Source organism: Agrococcus jejuensis, from assembly GCF_007679035.1.
GTDB classification, from domain to species: Bacteria; Actinomycetota; Actinomycetes; order Actinomycetales; family Microbacteriaceae; genus Agrococcus; species Agrococcus jejuensis_A.
Map to the genome: position 1 here is coordinate 140831 of NZ_VEFR01000004.1, position 18260 is coordinate 159090.

Here is an 18260-nt window from a genome sequence, read left to right on the forward strand (position 1 = left end):
GTCGTCGCCGCGCCGCACGCGGACCCGGGTCAGGCGGCGTGGCGCGCGAGCTCGCGGCGGATGGCGCGCGGACGCAGCGGGCGGCATCCCGCGTCGGTCAGCGCACGCAGGATCGTCGGCTCGCGGCGGGCCAGCAGCAGCCCGCGACGCACGAGGAACGCTGGGCTCTTGCGTCGCTCTCGCAGGTCGCGCAGGAAGCGGAACGCCATCGTGGCGCCGCGCGGACGCCGCACGGCGATCGCATCGAGCAGCAGGCCGCGCTCGAGCGCGGGCGCGACGACCTCGCTCGCGAAGATGCCCTCGGCGACGAAGGCGTGCGCGTCGCCGAGGTCGAGCGTGCGCCAGCCGACGCGGTCGCTGCGCGAGATGTCGTAGTCGGGCACCTTCGTGGTGCCCGTCGTCGCGAGCTGCTCGATCGCCGCGATGGCGTCGGGCAGATGCCACGAGCCGGGATGGTCCCAGTCGACCTCGCCCGTCTCGAGCAGCGGCAGCGCGGGGTCGCCCGCGACGCGGTAGAAGTCGTCGAGCCGCAGCACGGGCAGGCCCGAGGCGTCCGCGAGGCGGGACTTGCCCGATCCCGACGCCCCGCCGACGAGCAGCATGCGTGCGCGGATGCCGTCGCCGACGCCCGCGGCGGGCTCGGTCGCATCGGGCATGGACTCCATGATCCCACGCGCGGCGCCCGAGCAGCGCGCACGAGGCGGCGCCCCGCTAGGGCACGTCGAAGCGGCCGACGAGGATGCCGGCGTCCTCGCCGCCGCCCAGGCCCGGAGCGTCGAGCACGCCCTCCCAGCGGTAGGTGCGGCCAATGGCCTGCACCGTCACGACCCAGCTCGTCTGGTCGATGTCGCAGTCGGCGTAGAGGTTGAGGCGCACCTCGTAGGTGCCCGATGGCGACTCGCCCGTCGGCCACGTGACGTTCTCGTTGCGGATGCCGTCGATGCTGCACGCGGGGTTCGAGTCGAGGTCGAGCTCGCCGCCCGACGACGACGCCGTCGAGCCGTAGTAGATCGTCTCGCCGTTCGGGTCGACGACGTAGAGGTCGACGTCGACGTCCTGGTTCCACGACACGCTCACCTGCACGTCGCCCGTGCCCACCTCGACGATCGACACGTTGGTCGCATCCACGGCGCTCGCGGTGCCGTCCGTGCCGACGACCGCGATCACGACGGAGAACTCCGTCGACGGCGGCGCCTGCGACACCGTCACGACGACCGACGTCGAGCTCGTCGCGCTGCCGAGGTCGATCTCGTACGAGCCCGGCCACGCCGTCGGCGTCGCCGAGCCGACCGTCGTCGAGCCCACGCCGACGAGGATCGCGTCGAACGGCTCGTCGGACTCGACGACGATCTCGATCGAGCCGCCGTTCACGGCGATCGCCGAGTCGGTCGTGCGCACCGCAGCGCCCGGCCCGCCCGCCACGGCGTCGCCCGACGCCGATCCGACGGCGGAGCCGCCCTCGGCCGTCGCGGCCGTGAGGTACTGGTCGAGGCTCGCGTCGGTCGGTGCCTGCGTCGTCGCGGGGTCGCTCGACGTCGTCGGGCTCGGCGGCTGCGGGATGACGTTCGGGATGCAGCCCGTGAGCGCGACGGCCGCAGCGAGGACGGCGGCGGCTGCGACGAGCGGGCGACGGCGGGAGGCGTGCATGACGCGAGGCTAGGCCTCGCGGCTGGATGCGCGCCGCCACGGGCGGCACGCCTCCGCGTGCGATCCGCACCGCTCAGGGGTCTGAGGCGTCCATCGCAACCGAGACCCCGCTCACGTGCGGGTTCGGCGCGGGATCCGCTCAGTGCGCGGCCGCGGGTGCCCCGACGCCCGCCGGGCGACGTGCGAGGCGTGCGGCGAGCACGGCGTCGAGACCGAAGCGCCCGCTGCCCGCGACGCCGATCGCGGCGGAGGCGACCGCGAGGACCGCCGGGTACTCGAAGCCGCCCGCCTGCGCGAAGAATCCGGCGGGCCCGTGCACGAGCACCGCCGCGACGCCCAGCACCGCGACGAACGCGATCGCGACGAGCGGCACGAGCAGCCCCGCGATCATCGCCGCACCGCCGAGCACCTCGACCGCGATGACCGCCGGCGCGGCCAGGTCGGCGAGCGGGATGCCCATGTCGCGGAATCCGGAGGCGGTGCCGCGGATGCCGCCGCCGAGCAGCTTCTGGAGGCCGTGGGCCATCATGACGCCGCCGAGCACGACGCGCAGCACCGTGAGGGCGGCGTCGGTGGCCAGGGGCGAGCGGTGGTCGGTGGATCGCATGGTGTGCTCCGTCCGTCGGGATGCCCAGGCTGGCACGTACCCCGAACCGCGGCGTTACGGCGACGTGAACGTTCGCGCGGGCTCGACGTTGCAGGCGTGTGACGAGCGCGGCGTCAGCGCGCGCGACGCCGCAGCACGACGCCCAGCCCGACGAGCAGCGTCGCCATCGCCAGCATCCAGGCGACGGGCGCGAGGTCGGATCCGGTGGCGGGCAGCGCGCCGCTCGCGCCGGGGCCGACGCTCGGCGGCGCCGTCGACGGCGGCGCGCTCGTGGTGGGCGGCGGCGACGTGACCGCCGCCACCGTCACGACCGCGCACGACGCCGCCTCGTCGTCGACGCACGCCTCGACGGGCAGCAGCGGCACCGTCGTCTCGCCGACCGACGCCGAGCCGGTGGCGCGCAGCTCGAGCACGGCACCCGGCTGCGTCTCGCGCACGATGCCCGTGAGCGTCACGGTCGCCGTCTCGCCGGACGCGAGCTCGCCGATCTCCCAGCGCACCACGTCGTCCGTGATCACGCCGCCGCCCGCATCCGTCACCTCGAGCCCCTCGGGCACCGCGGCCTCGACGACCGCGCCGTCGAGCGTCGTGACGCCCGTGTCCTCGACGGTCGTCGTGTAGGTCACCGATGCGCCCGGCTGCGCCTCGCTCGCCGAGGCGCTCGTGGCGATCGATGCCGAGGGGTCGACGACGCCGACGTGCCACGACGAGTCCTGCGCGGTCGGCGCGACCGCGCCGACGATCGCCGCGCCGCGCGAGTCGACGGGCGTGCCCGTGACCGACGCGGTGTTCTGATGCTGGCCCTCGACGACGATGCCGGTCGCCGCGCACGTCGTCGTCTCGCCGGCAGCGAGGGACGGGATGACGTTCGTGCCGTCGCCGCAGTCGATCGCGGTCGCGTCGAGCCGGTCGTCGGTGACGGTGACGGCCGCGAGGTCGGTGGCGCCCGGGTTCGTGACCGCGAAGCCGTAGTCGACGTCGTCGCCGATCGCGAGGCTCGGCCCGGGTGCTGCCGCGACGTCCTCGCCGTTCGTGGTCTTCACGATCGCGATGGCGGCAGCGGGCGCCGCGGTCGGCAGCAGCAGCCCGAAGCGCGTGATGCCGGCGCCCTGGCGATTCGCGAGCTCGATGGTCAGGGTCGACACGGGTTGCGTCGTGACGAAGGTCTCGATCATCTCCCGGTCGCTGCACGACGGAGCGACGCCGTACGCGCCGGTCTCGGCGTCGAACGTCACGGTCGGCGGCGAGCTGGCATCCGAGCCGCGCAGGACCCGGTACTGGTAGTCGAGCCAGGGCCGGCTCGCGTCCGACGTCGCCGCGAAGCGCTCGTCGATGCCGGCGCCGGCGCCCGTGCCGCACACGTCGATGTCGGCGGCGGCGATCCGGGAACCCGCCGGCAGGACGCCACCGGCGAGGCCCGAGAAGTCGAACGTGTAGGCGAACGCCCACAGCTGCGTGCGCTGGTCGATCGAGAACGCGCTGGTGAGGACGTCGTTCGCGCCCGGCCACCCCGTGGGCTCCACCGTGCCCGGCGCGCTCGGCCACGCCGTGAGCACCGCGCCCGTCGTGCCCGGGCCCCCGGGAGCCAGCTGCGCCACGTCGAGCGAGACCGTGCCCTCGAGGCCGGGGTCGAGCACTCGTCCGGTCGAGCCCGCGGGCTCGTGCACGCGCAGCTCGAGGCTCGTGGAGCCGGTGATCGGCCGATCGACGCGCGCCGTGCCATCGCTCGTGACGGGCTCGAGCCCCGCCCAGGACCCGGCTGGCGCGGCAGCGCTCGACGCGAACCGCGGGGCGATCGCCTCGGGCGCGGCCTGCGCGGCGGCGGGCGCCACGAGCGCGAGCCCGAGGGCGGCGACGATCGCGGTGGCGGATGCGGTGCGGATGCGCATGCCTGCTCCTCATGCCGAGCGGATGCCGCGCGTCTCGTGATGACCGAGCGACGCGGTTGCCCGACTGTACCCCGGGAACGCGCTGCTGACGAGGGGCCTGCGTCGACGAGACGGGGCCCCGGCGTCGCGCCGACGCGCGGGGTCGAGCATCCGGATGCTTGACGTGCGCCGCGCGATCCGCATAGCCTTCCCACGATTGACAACGATGTCAGTCACGGCACCAGGAGTTCGCATGCTGCACCGTCGCACGCCGCTGTCCACCCGATCCCGTCGGATCCTCGCCCCCGTGGCAGCCGCGCTCGCAGCCCTGATCGCCGTGCCGCTCGTCGGCCTCGACGCCGCCCCCGCCCTTGCCGCGGACCCGCCCTTCGCGACCTCGTTCGAGACCGCCGACGTCGCCGCGCACCCCGTGCCGCCCGCAGCCGCGTACGAGCCGCCGGTCAACGTGCAGGGCGGCACGCTGCCCTCGTCGAGCCTGACGGCGCAGATCTCCGCCGTCACCGCATCGGGCGAGAACCCCCCTGGCGAGACCGCCGCGCGCCTCTTCGACGGCGATGCCGGCACGAAGTGGCTCACCCGCACCCGCACGGGCTGGGTGCAGATGGACTTCGCCGCCCCCGTGACGGTCGCGACGTACGCGCTCACGACCGCCAACGACGCCGCCGACCGCAACCCGCGCGACTGGACCCTGCAAGGCTCCGACGACGGCACGACCTGGGTCGACGTCGACGCGCAGGTGCAGCAGCTGCGTGGCGCCGCACCCTTCACGCAGGTCGAGTATGCGCTCGCTGCCCCCGCGACCTACCCGCACTTCCGCCTGCAGATCAGCGCCAACGACGGTGCGTCGCTCCTGCAGCTCGCCGACCTCGACCTGCGCGGCGAGGACACCGGCGCGGTCGCGTCGCCCATGCGCACCACGGTCGGCAGCGGCCCCACCACGGGCTACAACATCGCCTCCGGTCGCGGCTTCGACGGCCTCGCCGCCGTGCAGTACCGCGGCCAGCATCTCGCCGACGGCCCCGCGTCGTCGACGAACGTGCTCGTCGACGACCTCGACGTGACGATCGCCGCCGACACCGAGCTGTCGTACGCCGTGCTGCCCACGCTCTACGCCCTCGACCTGCAGTACCCGTCGACGTACGTCGCGCTCGACCTCGTCATCGAGACCGCGGCGGGCGAGACGGTGCGGATGTCGGATGCGCAGCTCGTCGACCAGTACGGGTTCCCCGCATCCGCCATCGGCCAGGGTGAGGCGCACTCGCTGTACGCCGATCAGTGGAACCAGATCCGCGTGCCGCTCGGCAGCCTCGCCGGCGGCACCATCACGCAGGTGCTGCTCGAGTACGACAACCCCGGCGGCTCGGCCGCCACGCGCTTCTCGGGCTGGGTCGACGACCTGTCGATCGCGCCTGCGGCGCCCATCGAGGCCGAGACGGTGCTCGACCACGTCGACACTCGCCGTGGCACGAACTCGTCCGGCGGCTTCTCGCGCGGCAACAACATCCCGGCCACCGCGGTGCCCAACGGCTTCAACTTCCTCGTGCCGATGACGAACGCGACGTCGCAGACGTGGCTGTACGACTGGCAGTCGCGGAACACGGCCAACAACCTGCCCGCGCTCGAGGCCCTCGGCATCAGCCACGAGCCGAGCCCGTGGATGGGCGACCGCGCGCAGCTCGCCATCATGCCGAGCCTCGACACGGGCCAGCCCTCGGGCACGCCCGCGTCTCGCAGGCTCGAGTTCAGCCACGACGACGAGGTCGCGACGCCCGAGGAGTACGCCGTCGACTTCGCGAACGGCCTCTCGGCGTCGATGAGCCCGACCGACCACGGCGGCATCATGCGCTTCGACTTCCCCGACGGAGCCGACGTCGGCACCGTCATGGTCGACCAGGTGCAGGGCCAGTCGGGCCTGCAGATCTCGTCCGGCGGCGTCGTGAGCGGCTGGGTCGAGGGCGGCAGCGGCCTCTCGGCGGGCTCGTCGCGCATGTTCGTGTACGGCGTCTTCACCGACTCGCCCGTCGCAACCGGCATGGGCGCGCAGCGCACCACGGCGGCCTGGGCCCGCTTCGAGACCGGCGAGGAGCCGCTCGAGCTGCGCTTCGCGACGTCGTTCATCTCGCTCGACCAGGCGCAGCACAACCACGACCTCGAGGTCGCCGGGGCCTCCTACGGCGACGTGCGCGACGCCGCCCGTGCCCTGTGGCTCGAGCGGCTCGAGGTCGTCGACCTGTCGGCGTCGAACGCGACCGAGGCCGAGCTCGTCTCGTTCTACTCGGGCCTCTACCGCCTGAACCTCTACCCGAACTCGCAGTCCGAGAACACCGGCACCGCCGACGCCCCCGTGTGGCAGTACGCCTCGCCCGTGCGCGCGACGGAGGGCGCCGCGACGGCGACCGAGACGAACGCCGTCATCATGGACGGCCAGATCTACGTCAACAACGGCTTCTGGGACACGTATCGCACCGTCTGGCCGCTCTACTCGTTCCTCTACCCCGAGGTGACCGAGCGACTCGTCGACGGCTTCGTGCAGCAGTCGCGCGACGGCGGATGGATCGCCCGCTGGTCGTCGCCCGGCTACGCCGACCTCATGACCGGCACGTCGTCGGATGCGTCGTTCGCCGAGGCCTACACGTCGGGCGCGATCTCGACGAGCCTCGCCGAGCAGGCGTACGAGGCGGCGCTGCGCAACGCGACGGTGTCGTCGGCGAGCGACACGACGCTCGTGAACCCCAACGCCGTGGGCCGCAAGGGCATCACGACGTCGCAGTTCCTCGGCTACACGGCATCCACGACGGGCCAGAGCGTGTCGTGGGGGCTCGAGGGCAACATCAACGACGCCGCGATGGCCGACATGGCCGCGATGCTCGCCGTCGACCCCGACGTCGACCCCGCACGCCAGGCCGTCTACGCCGAGCACGCCGTCTACTTCGACTCCCGTGCGAGCGACTTCGTGAACATGTTCGACCCGAACGTCGGCTTCTTCCAGGCGCGCGAGCCCGACGGCACGTGGCAGCTGTCGCCCGAGGAGTACGACCCGACCGACTGGCAGAACCACTCGTACACCGAGGCTCCGGGGTGGACGTTCGCCTTCCACGCGCCGTTCGACGTGCCGGCGCTCGCGGCGCTCTACGGCGGCAGCGACGGCCTCGACGCCAAGCTCGAGGAGTTCTACTCGACGCCCGAGACCGCCCTGTCGAGCGGCATCCACGAGGCTTTCGAGGCTCGTGACGTGCGGATGGGGCAGTTCGGCTTCTCGAACCAGGTCTCGCACCACACCCCGTACATCTCGGCAGCGAACGGCGACCCGACGACGACGCAGGAGGTCGTGCGCGAGGTGCTGTCGCGTCTCTACGTCGGCAGCGAGATCGGCCAGGGCTACGCGGGCGACGAGGACAACGGCGAGACGTCGTCGTGGTACGTCTTCTCGGCGCTCGGCTTCTACCCGCTCGCGCTCGGCTCGGGCGAGTACGTCATCGGCTCGCCGCTGTTCGACCACGCCGTCGTGCACCGCGACGACGCGTTCGGCGGCGATCTCACGATCACGGCGCCCGGCAACGACGACGCGACGATCTACGTCGGTGGCGTGAGCCTCGACGGCGAGGCGCTCGACGCGCCCATCCTCGACCAGGCGGCGCTGCAGGAGTCGAGCGAGCTCGCGTTCCAGATGCAGTCGGAGCCGTCGGCATGGGGCTCGTCGAGCACCGACGAGGAGGTCTACGAGCCGCTCGTCGACGCGACGAACCCGTACCTCAGCACGATCGGCGCCGGGTTCGAGGGCCCCGCGCTCGGCGGGCTCGTCGACGACAACTCGACGTCGGAGGTCACGTTCGACACCGAGACGCCCACGCTGCAGGTGCAGCTGCGCGGTGGCTCGTCGACGACGACGACCTACACGATCACGAACGGCGCGACGGGTTCGTCGCCGACGGCCTGGACCCTGTCGGGGTCGAACGACGGGACGTCGTGGACGACCGTCGACGAGCGCTCCGACGTGACCTTCCCGTGGGCGACCCAGACGATGCCGTTCGTCGTGCAGGAGCCGGGCGCCTACGCGCAGTACCGCCTCGAGGTGCTCGCGTCGAGCGACGGGCCGACGACGCTCGCCGAGCTCGAGCTGCTCGGCGAGGTCGACCCCGGCCCGTTCGCCGTCACGCCCGCCGAGGGCCTCACGGCCTGGGTCGGCGCCGAGCTCGACGCGCCCGTCGCCACGGTGCTCGGCACGCCGGAGGGCAGCGAGCCGACCGCGACGGTCGACTTCCTCGACGGCGAGGGCCCCGTGGAGGCCGAGCTGCGGGAGCTGCCCGTCGGCGGCGGCTACGAGGTCGTGGCACCGCACGCGTTCGACCTCGCGGGCGTCTTCACGGCGTACGTCACGGTCACGGCCGGCGACCTCGTCGCCACCGCGCGCACGCAGGTGACGGTCGCGCGTCCGTCGACGACGGCCGAGGCGATCGCGGCGCTCGCGAACGTGGACTGCTTCGCCGACGCGTCCGCGGGTGGCAACTGCGACGGTCAGGGCGCCGCCCTCGACCTCGCGCAGCTGCAGGCTGCCGGGCTCGCGTTCGGCGAGCCCGAGACCGTCGACCTCCCGGTCGGGTCGGGCACGAGCACCTTCACGTACGTCCTGCCGGCGCTGCCCGGTGCCGCGAACGACACGATCGTGCCCGACGGCCAGGTGCTGCCGGTGCGCGTCGGGGCGGATGCGACGCACGTGTCGTTCGTCGGCACGGCGAACGAGGGCGAGCAGTCGACGACGCTCACCCTCACGTACGCCGACGGCTCGACGCAGGACGTGCCGGTCACGTTCGGCGACTGGGTCGGCGGCACGACGTCACCGTCGGCAGGCAACGCGATCGTGGCGACGGTGCCCGGCAGGCTCACGGGCCCCGGCTCCATCGACACGAAGCCGTCGTCGCTGTTCGCGACCGCGCCCGTCGCGCTCGCGACGAGCGCCGACGGTGCGGTGCTGCCGCTCGTGTCGATCACGTTCCCGCCCTCGGAGGGAACGCTCGCGGGCGGGCAGGTGCACGTCGCCGCCGTCGCGTTCGACGGCACGCTGCCGGAGTCGACGCTGCAGGTCGCGCCGACGTCGCCGACGCTCGAGACGACCGTCGAGGCCGACCTCGACCTCGACCTCGCGACCTTCGACGGCGTGAGCCCGACGGCCGAGCAGGTCACCGCGGTCGTGAGCTGGGGCGACGGCACGCCGTCGGACATCGCGCGCATCGACCTGGCCGGTGCCGACGTCGACGCGCCGACCTCGGTCGAGGCGAGCCTGCAGGCCGAGATCGTCGACGGCATCGTGCGCGGTGCGCACGCGTACCTCGCCGAGGGCTCGTACGCGATCAGCGTCACGGTCGACGACGGGTCGGCGAGCGCCATGACCACGATCCCGATCGTCGTCGGCCCCGCGGTGGACCCGACGCCGACGATCACGGTGCCTGCCGGCGCCGTGGCACCCGGCTCGACCGTCCCCGTCGACGGCACGGGCTTCGTGCCCGGCGAGGACGTGACGGTGACGTTCTCGGGCGGGGGCGACCCCATCGCCGTGGAGGCGGTCGGCGGCGCGTTCCGCGTCGACGTGCCGGTGGGCGACGTCGCCGACGGCGACTACGTGGTCACCGCGACGGGCGAGGAGTCCGCGACGCCTGCGACCGCATCCATCACGGTCGTCACGCCCTCGGTGCCGTCGACGACGACGCTGCAGGCCGCGGCGTCGAGCGTCGAGCTCGGCGACGAGATCGTGCTGACCGCCACGGTCGCCGTCGGCTCGACGGCCGCGACGTCGGGCTCGGTGACGTTCACCGAGGGCGCCGTCGTGGTCGGCACCGCGCCGGTCGACGCGGGCACGGCCACCCTCACGCTGCCGGCGGATGCGCTCGGCGATCGCACGTTCGTCGCCGCGTTCAGCGGCGGCGACGGCGTCGACGGCAGCGTCTCCGGCTCCGTGCTGGTGTCGGTCGTGCCCGACGTGAGCGTCGACGTCATCACGTACGCCGGCGCGAGCCGCTACGAGACGAGCGTGCTCGCCTCGCGCGACCTGTTCGAGCCGGTATCGCCCGTGTTCCTCACGGCGGGCTCGGCCTTCCCCGACGCGCTCGCCGCGGGGCCGGCGGCGGCGCACGAGGGCGCGAGCCTGCTGCTCACGCTCGGCGACGTCGTGCTCGACGTCACGCTCGCGGAGCTCGATCGGCTGCAGCCGCCGAGCATCACGATCGTCGGCGGCACGGCGACCATCACGGCCGAGGTCGAGGCGCAGCTCGCGCAGCGCTACCCCGACGCCGAGGTCACGCGCATCGCGGGCAGCGACCGGTACGAGACGGCGGCGCGCATCGCGACCGAGGTCTTCGGCACGGCCGAGACCGCGTTCGTGGCCAGCGGCGAGGTGTTCCCGGATGCGCTGTCGGCCAGCGGCGTCGCCGCGGCCATCGGCGACGCACCCGTGCTGCTGTCGCAGCGGGCATCGCTGCCCGATGCGACCGCGGAGGCGCTGCACGACCTCGGCGCCGAGCAGGCGTGGATCGTCGGCGGGCGCGAGAGCCTCGCGTACGCGATCGTCGTCGCTGCACGGATGGAGACCGGCGGCGCCGAGCGCGTCGGCGGCGCCGACCGCTACGAGACGAACGCGCTGCTCGTCGAGCGCCTCGTCGACCTCGAGGACTCGGAGGGCCTCGTGATCGCGACGGGCGCCGGCTTCCCGGATGCCCTCTCGGCGAGCGCCGTCGTGGGTGCGACGGGCGACCCGCTGCTGCTGGCGCTCGGCACGTGCACCACGGCACCCGTCGCGGCGCTCGTCACGGCTGCGGCCCCCGACGTCGTGCGCAACGTCGGCGGCTCGGCGTCGCTGCTGCCGACGGCGTGGAGCACGAGCTGCTCGTAGCGGCACGCGGGATGGCTCGGGTGCTGCACGCGCCCGAGCCGTCCCCGGGGCGCAGCATCGTCGACGAGGCGGATGCGCACGGCGCCCTGCGCGTCCGCTGTGCGCGTGCGGCGCGGGCCGTGCCACGCTAGGGGCGACAGGGATGCGACGCGGCGACCCGAGCGAGCGGACGAGCCAGGGAGGTGCCGCGATGACCGACGACGTCGAGCGCGGCACCGCGTCCGCCGCCGCGCAGCGACCGCTGACGCTCGCCGACGTCGCCGCGGCCGCGGGTGTCAGCATCAAGACGGCGTCGCGGGCGCTGGGCGGCGAGCCGAACGTCGCCGACTCGACGCGTGGCCGCGTGCGCGCGGCGGCGGCGACGCTGGGCTTCACGCTCAACTCCGCCGCGAGCCAGCTGCGACGCGGCACGGCGGTGCGCACGGTGGGCCTCGTGGTCGGCGACCTCGCGAACCCCTTCTACATGGGCCTGGCGACCGGCGTCGAGCACGCACTGCGCGAGCACGGCCTGCAGCTCACGATGGCGTCGTCCGACGAGGATGCCGCGACGGAGCGCGCGATCGTCGAGGACCTCGTGCACCGGCGCGCGACCGGCATCCTGCTGGTCTCGACGCTCGACGAGCACGGCGAGCTGCGCTCGGTGGGCGACCGCGGCGTGCCGCTCGTGCTCGTCGATCGCGCGCCGTCGGGCATCGAGGCTGATGCGGTCGTCATCGACAACGTCGCGGGCACGACGGACGCCATCGCCGCGTTCGTCGCGCGCGGGCATCGGCGCATCGCGTTCGTGGGCGATCTCGAGCGCCTCTCGCCGCAGCGCGAGCGGTACGCCGCCTACGCGGGTGCCCTCGCGGCGGCCGGTCTGCCGCTCGATCCCGCGCTCGTCGCCCGCGGCTCGCACTCCGCGGTCGCGGCGGAGGCGGCCGTGCGCGACCTGCTGGCGCTCGCCGAGCCGCCCACGGCCGTCTTCACCGCGAACAACCGGGTCACGATCGGTGCGATCGCGGCCTTCCGCGACGTGGCGCATCCGCCCGCGCTCGTCGGCTTCGACCACTTCGAGCTCGCCGACGCCCTCGGCATCACGACCGTCGGCGCCGACACCGCTGCCCTCGGTCGCGAGGCCGTCGCGGCGCTGCTGCGCCGCGGCGACGGGCCGCATGCGTCGACGACGCGCGCGCTGCCCACGACGCTCGTCGCCCGCGGCTCGGGGGAGCGGCCGCCGGCCTGACGCGTCACGCCCCGGTCGCGCCGGGCGGTCGCGGCAGCGACCCGGTCGGCAGGCCGAGCGACCACTCGGCGACGTCGGCGACGAACGCCTTGTGGGTCGCGGGGGAGGGCAGCTCGGTCACGTTGACGTACGAGCCCGAGCCGTCGACGGCGATCCAGATCCGCGCGGCGGCGACGTGGGCGTCGGATGCGGGGATGTCGCCGGCGGCCATGCCCTCGGCGAGCAGCTCGAGCAGGCGCTCGCGGTCGAGGCGATCCTGCTCGCGCAGCGCCGCCTCGAGCGCGGGCGTGAAGCGCGACAGATGCCTGGCGTTGAGCCAGAGGCGGGCGAGCGGCTCGGAGAGGCCGCTCTCGACGTGCGCGACGAAGTGGCGGACGCCGTGGATGCCGTGGAGGTCGCGGGGGAAGAAGCGTTCGCGCTCCACGACGGCGGCGCGCTCGAAGCCCTGCACGACCACGTCCTCGACGGCGGGGAAGTAGTGCGTGATGAGGCCGGGGCGCACCCCGAGGCGCTCGGCGAGCGCGCGCAGCGTGATGCGCTCGAGGCCGCGCTCGAGGGCGATGTCGGCCGCCGCCTCGAGGATCTCGGCGCGCCGCTCGTCGGGCTGCTTGCGCGTTCGTCGCGCAGTCGTGCTTGACGCCATGCCCTCCATGCTATTGACTCTGTGGCCAACAGCCATTGGCCATGTGACCAACAACGGCGTTCGGTCCAGGAGGAGCCCCATGACGACCCAGCTCGACGCACCCGGTGCGCACGACGACGGCGTGCCCGTCGACGCCGCCACGCATCCCGAGACCCGCGGCATCGACCTCGTCTCCGACGCCGAGCGTCACGGCCGCGCTCGCGACCTCGTGCTCGTGTGGGCCGCGCCCGGCGTGAGCATCCTCAACCTCACCGTCGGCGTCACGCTCGTGCTGCTCGGCCTCGAGCTGTGGCAGGCCATCGGCCTCGTGCTGCTCGCGTCGCTGCTGTGGATCCTGCCCGGGATCGTCGCGACGAGCGGCCCCGCCGCAGGCACCTCCGGCTCCGTCATCACCCGAGCCATGTACGGCATCGCGGGCAACCGCCTGTTCGTGACGATCGTCGGCTGGCTCATCGGCGCCGTGTTCCTGTCGCTCAGCTGGCTCGCGTCGTCGTTCATGGGCGCCGACCTGCTGCGTCGCGTCGGCATCGACGACCCCGTCTGGACGCCCATCGGCGTCACGGTCGTCGTCTCGACCATCACGGTCGTCGTCGCGATCTTCGGCCACGGCCTCATCCTGCGCGTCTACCCCGTGCTCGCCGCCGTGCTGCTCGTCATCTTCCTCGCCGTCGGCGTCAGCATCCTGCCCTCGGTCGACTGGACCTACGCGAACCCGCAGCCGCTCGAGGGGCTCGCGCTGCTGTCGGCCGCGTCGATCGGCTTCACGATCCTCGCCTCGACCCCGCTGTCGTTCATCAACAGCCCCGACATCGCCCGCTACCTGCCGCGCTCGACGAGGCCGTCGCACATCGCGCTCGCCACCGCCGTGGGCGGCGCCGTGCCGAGCGCCGTCTTCACGATCGTCGGCGTGCTGCTCGGCACCGCCCTCGAGCGCGCAGCCCTGGCGGGCGGCATCGACGCGGCGATCTTCGACCTGCTGCCGGCCTGGCTCGCCCCCGTGCTCGTGCTCGGGGTCGTCGTGAACACGATCGCGCTCAATGCCATGACGACGTACACGTCGAGCATGGCGCTGCAGGCGATCGGCCTGCGGCTGCAGCGCATCCCGGCCGCGATCGTCGTCGGCGTCGTCGGCACCGCGCTCACGATCGCGCTCGTGCTCACCTCGAGTCTGCTCGATGCCGTCAACCTCATGCTCCAGTTCCTCGTCGTCGTGTCCGCGCCCGCCATGGCGGTGTTCGCGGTCGACGTGCTGCTGCGCCGTGCGCGCTACGACGGCGTCGAGCTCTTCGACGACGGCCCCGGCGGTCGCTACTGGTACCACCGCGGGTGGAGCGTGCCCGGCATCGTGTCGCTCGTCGGCGGCGGCGTCGCGACGGCCGCATGCCTCGCGACCGACGTCTGGGTCGGGCCCGTCGCGCTCGCCATCGGCGTCGTCGACCTCTCGGTGCCCGCCGGCATGCTCGTCGCCGGCGCCCTCTACGCGCTCCTGCTGCGCACCCCGCTCGCGAAGGAAGGCCGCCCGTGACCACGCTCTACCGCAACGCCCGCATCCTCACCGCCGACGTCGACCCCGAGCGCGCGTGGGCCGACGCCCTCGTCGTCGACGGCGAGACGCTCGCGTTCGTCGGCGCGGAGGCCGATGCGCCCGCCGCCGACGAGACGGTCGACCTCGGCGGCCGGCTCGTGCTGCCAGGCTTCACGGATGCGCACGCGCACCTGCTCATGACGGGGGAGGCGCTCGGCCAGGTCGGGCTCACGGATGCGCGCACGCTCGACGACATCCAGGATCGCCTGCGCGCCGCCCGTGCGGCGGCGCCCGACGCGACGCGCCTGTGGGGTCGCGGCTGGCTCTTCGACGCCGTGCCCGGCGGGCGCCCGACGGCGGCGATGCTCGACGCGGCGGTCGCCGACGTGCCCGTGTACCTCGACGCCAACGACTACCACTCGACGTGGGTCAACGCCGCCGCGCTGCGCGAGCTCGGCATCGACCGCGACACCCCCGACCCCATCGGCGGCGAGATCGTGCGCGACGCCGACGGCGAGGCGACGGGCCTCCTGCTCGAGACGGCCGCGATCGTGCACGTGCGCGCGCTGCGCGACCGCGTCGTCGGCGACGCCGAGCGCGACGCCGCGATCGAGCGCGTGCTCGACGCGTTCGCCGCCGCCGGCATCACCGGCACGGTCGACATGGGCTTCGACGAGCTCGGGCTCGCGGCGCTGCAGCGCGCGATGGACCGTCGCGGCGGCGCCCTGCCGCTGCGCGTCGCCGCCCACTGGCTCGTCGCCTGCACCGGCGACGCCGACGACCACCTCGCCCAGGTGCGCCGCGCCGCCGAGCTCGCCGCCGCATCCGACTCGCCCTGGCTGCGCGTCGTGGGCATCAAGCTCATCCTCGACGGCGTCATCGACGCCTGCACCGCGGCCCTGCACCTGCCGTACTCCGACGGCACGCTCGGCGAGCTCATCTGGCCCGTCGAGCAGCTGCGCCCCGTCGTGGTCGCGGCGGATGCGGCGGGCCTGCAGATCGCGCTCCATGCGATCGGCGACCGCGCGAGCGACGTCGCGCTCGACGCCATCGAGGCGGCGATCGCCGAGAACGGCGACCTGCCGCGCCGCCACCGCATCGAGCACCTCGAGTACGCGGCAGCCGGCACCGCCGCACGCATGGCGCGGCTCGGCGTCACCGCATCCATGCAGCCCGTGCACGCCGATCCGGCGATCTTCGACAACTGGGCGGCGATGCTCGGCGACGAGCGCGTCGACCGCGGCTTCGCGTGGGCGGAGTACGAGGATGCGGGCGCGCTGCTGGCGTTCTCGACCGACACCCCCACGGCGCCGCATGAGGCGCTCGCGAGCATGTACGTGGCCTCGACGCGCGCCTCGGCCCTCGACCCGTCGGTCGCGGCGAAGCAGCCCGCGCTCGCGATCCCGCTCCTGCGCGCCATCGGGCACGCGACGCGCGACGCGGCCGCCTCGGTGGGCGACGGCGCATGGCGAGGACGGCTCGCGGCCGGGTTCGCGGCCGACCTCGTGATCGTCGACCGGGACCCGTTCGTCGACGGCGAGCGCGCGCTGCTCGATGCGCAGATCGAGCGCACCATCGTGGCGGGGCGCACGGTCTTCGCGCGCACGCGCTGAGGCGCTCGCGCCGCCGCCTCGCCGGCGTGGCGGCGGCGTCGGTGGGTCAGCGCAGGAGCGCCCACGTGCCGTTCAGCGCCTCGCCGGGCACGGGCGTGCGCGCGAAGGACAGCCGTGGGCCGGGGCGCGTCGAGACGCCCGCGGACGTCGCGGCCTTCTCGATGCGCGTGCGCAGCGTGTCCCAGAACGGGGCGAAGAGCACCTGGCCGTGCTGCTCGCGGAAGTCCTGGAGGTGCACGAGCGTGCCGTCGGGGGTGTCGCTGAGCACGACCGTGGCAGCGGGCTCGACGCCGAAGAGGATCTCGAAGAGGCCGTCGGGCGTGCTGCGGTAGTCGCTGCCCTTGCGCGTCGCCTCGGCGACGAGCTCGTGCGCGCGAGCGGGCGGCGCCCCGATCACGACCGTCGCGCCGAGACCCTCGACCATCCGCTGCTTGGCGACCTCGCCCTTCGCCAGGTTGTCCTCGGCGAAGCGGCGACCGGCGCGCTCGCCGAGCTCGGCGCCCGTGCGCCGCGTCCATCGGCGCACGAAGGGGACGGCGATCAGGAGCAGGACGACGGCGATGCCGCCGATGACGTACAGGGGATCGTCCACGGGCCGTGAGCCTAGCCACGCTCGCCGACCGCCTCCTGGGCGCGCGGCTCAGTCGGCGAGGAACCGCGTGAGCAGCTCGGTGACGATCGCAGGCTCCTGCGAGTGCACCCAGTGGCCCGCGCCCTTCACGGTCGCGCGTCGCACGCGCGGGAACAGCGCCTCCATCGCGTCGCGGTGCTCGTCGCGCACGTAGCGCGACGCGCCGCCGGCGATCCACAGCACCGGTCCGTCGTACACGCCCTCGACGTCGGGCCAGCCGCGGATGGCGCCGAGGTCGCGGCGCAGCACCTCGAGGTTCGACATCCACGTCCACGCGTCGCCCTCGCGGCGCAGGCTCTGCAGCAGGAAGGCGCGCACGCCCGGGTCGGGCACGGCCTCGGCGAGCGCGGCGTCGGCATCCGCCCGGCCGCCGAGCGCGTCGAGGTCGACGGCGAGCATCGCGTCGATGAAGCGGCCGAACTCGTCGGACTCGCGGTAGGCGACGGGTGCGACGTCGACGACGCACAGCCGCGAGACGAGCGACGGATGCCGCAGCGCCGCGAGCATGGCGACCTTGCCGCCCATCGAGTGGCCGACGAGCGCCGTCGGCTCGTCGAGCGTCGCGGCGATCGCGTCGGCCATCGCGACGAGGTCGATGCGGTCTGTCCACCCCGAGCGGCCGTGGTTCGGCATGTCGACGAGCGCGACGCGGTGGTCGGTGGCGAGCGCCTTGCCGATCTGCGTCCAGTTGCGGCCCTGGCCGAAGAGGCCGTGGCAGAACGTCACGGGCGAGCCGTGGTCGCCGAGCCGGGTCACGTGGAGGTCGCTCACGCGTCCATCCTGCCGGGCGAGCGGGGGAGGAGATGTGCACGTGAGCGGGGTGGCAGCCCTGCATCCAGGTGCGCCGCCCCGCTCACGTGCACATTCCCAGCGCGTCGGCGGCTACTCGCGGCCGTCCTCGAGCGGGATGAGCATCGTGCGGAACTCGCCGGGCTGCGCGTGCAGCTGCCAGATGCGGTCGGCGACCGAGTCGATGCCGTGCTCGAGCTGCAGCTTCGGGATCGCGCCGGGGATCACGAGCTGCGCCACGCGGATGCCCTCGTCGGCGAGCGCGTCGTGCAGCATCTCGCCGTACGCGCTCTCGGCGGGGAAGGCGACGGACGTGCCGGCGAAGCCGTGCCGCGCCTGCACGGACGTGCCGCCGTTGATGAGGATGATGCTGCCCTCGCCGGCCTCGCGCATCGCGGGCAGCACGGCGCGGGCGGCGTGGATGAGGCCGATCGCCGAGAAGCGCAGCGCCTCGCTCGCGAGCGCGGGCGTGAGGTCGAGCACGGAGTGCAGGTAGTCGCGAGAGGGCAGGGGGCTGTACTGCAGCGTCGTGATGGCACCGAGATCGTCGGCGGCGCGGGCGAGCACGTCCTCGAGCGCGGCGGGGTCGAGCACGTCGGCGGCGTAGCCGCGCGCGTCGACGCCGTCGCCCTGGAGCGTCGTGGCGAGGTCGTCGAGCTTCGCCTGGTCGCGCGAGATCAGCGCGACGGCGAACCCCTCGCGTGCGAAGCGACGTGCGGTGGCTGCGCCGAGTCCGGGACCGGCGCCGATGATGGCGATCGTAGGCATGCTCTCGATCCTCCCCGAGCCGAGCCCCGCACGCGGGGGG

12 protein-coding genes are annotated in these 18260 nt (G+C 73.9%); 4 read left to right on the forward strand and 8 right to left on the reverse strand.

The features are described 5' to 3' along the window. Nucleotides 1–29: 29 nt before the first annotated feature. From FS793_RS13005 to FS793_RS13020, 4 genes are all read right to left on the reverse strand, one after another. Nucleotides 30–656 (reverse strand): ATP-binding protein, encoded by a 627-nt coding sequence (locus tag FS793_RS13005; protein WP_222123760.1) that lies wholly within the window; start codon nt 654–656, stop codon nt 30–32. 55 nt (nt 657–711) lie between these two features. Next, nucleotides 712–1647, reverse strand: coding sequence for a hypothetical protein (locus FS793_RS13010; protein ID WP_144720986.1), 936 nt, complete (start codon nt 1645–1647; stop codon nt 712–714). A 139-nt stretch (nt 1648–1786) separates the two neighbouring features. Further along, nucleotides 1787–2254, reverse strand: a complete 468-nt coding sequence (locus tag FS793_RS13015) for a DoxX family protein (protein ID WP_144720988.1) — start codon at nt 2252–2254, stop codon at nt 1787–1789. 113 nt (nt 2255–2367) lie between these two features. Next, nucleotides 2368–4143: a DUF7507 domain-containing protein gene (locus tag FS793_RS13020; protein ID WP_144720991.1), complete on the reverse strand. Its 1776-nt coding sequence runs from the start codon at nt 4141–4143 to the stop codon at nt 2368–2370. Between the two features lie 286 nt (nt 4144–4429). Between FS793_RS13020 and FS793_RS13025 the strand changes: the two genes are divergently transcribed. Then, nucleotides 4430–11026 (forward strand): GH92 family glycosyl hydrolase, encoded by a 6597-nt coding sequence (locus FS793_RS13025; protein WP_186329514.1) that lies wholly within the window; start codon nt 4430–4432, stop codon nt 11024–11026. 190 nt (nt 11027–11216) lie between these two features. Then, nucleotides 11217–12251 carry a LacI family DNA-binding transcriptional regulator gene (locus FS793_RS13030; RefSeq protein WP_144720995.1) on the forward strand — a complete coding sequence of 345 codons (1035 nt, stop codon included), beginning with the start codon at nt 11217–11219 and terminating at the stop codon, nt 12249–12251. Between the two features lie 4 nt (nt 12252–12255). On the opposite strand, the gene FS793_RS13035 is transcribed toward FS793_RS13030, so the two are convergent. Beyond that, nucleotides 12256–12894, reverse strand: a complete 639-nt coding sequence (locus FS793_RS13035; protein ID WP_144720997.1) for a TetR/AcrR family transcriptional regulator — start codon at nt 12892–12894, stop codon at nt 12256–12258. Nucleotides 12895–12973: 79 nt separating this feature from the next. Between FS793_RS13035 and FS793_RS13040 the strand changes: the two genes are divergently transcribed. Next, entirely contained in the window at nt 12974–14419 is a 1446-nt protein-coding gene (locus FS793_RS13040) for a purine-cytosine permease family protein (RefSeq protein WP_144720999.1), read from the forward strand. Further along, complete coding sequence (locus tag FS793_RS13045; protein ID WP_144721001.1) at nt 14416–16032, forward strand: amidohydrolase; 1617 nt, start codon at nt 14416–14418, stop codon at nt 16030–16032. The genes FS793_RS13040 and FS793_RS13045 overlap by 4 nt, the downstream gene beginning before the upstream one ends. 46 nt (nt 16033–16078) lie before the next feature. On the opposite strand, the gene FS793_RS13050 is transcribed toward FS793_RS13045, so the two are convergent. The 3 genes from FS793_RS13050 to FS793_RS13060 all read right to left on the reverse strand — a co-directional run bounded on the left by FS793_RS13050 (nt 16079) and on the right by FS793_RS13060 (nt 18220). Next, nucleotides 16079–16624 carry a hypothetical protein gene (locus FS793_RS13050; protein ID WP_144721003.1) on the reverse strand — a complete coding sequence of 182 codons (546 nt, stop codon included), beginning with the start codon at nt 16622–16624 and terminating at the stop codon, nt 16079–16081. A gap of 48 nt (nt 16625–16672) precedes the next feature. Next, complete coding sequence (locus FS793_RS13055) at nt 16673–17434, reverse strand: alpha/beta fold hydrolase (protein ID WP_144721005.1); 762 nt, start codon at nt 17432–17434, stop codon at nt 16673–16675. A 111-nt stretch (nt 17435–17545) separates the two neighbouring features. Beyond that, nucleotides 17546–18220 carry an SDR family NAD(P)-dependent oxidoreductase gene (locus FS793_RS13060; protein ID WP_144721007.1) on the reverse strand — a complete coding sequence of 225 codons (675 nt, stop codon included), beginning with the start codon at nt 18218–18220 and terminating at the stop codon, nt 17546–17548. Between the last annotated feature and the right edge of the window lie 40 nt (nt 18221–18260).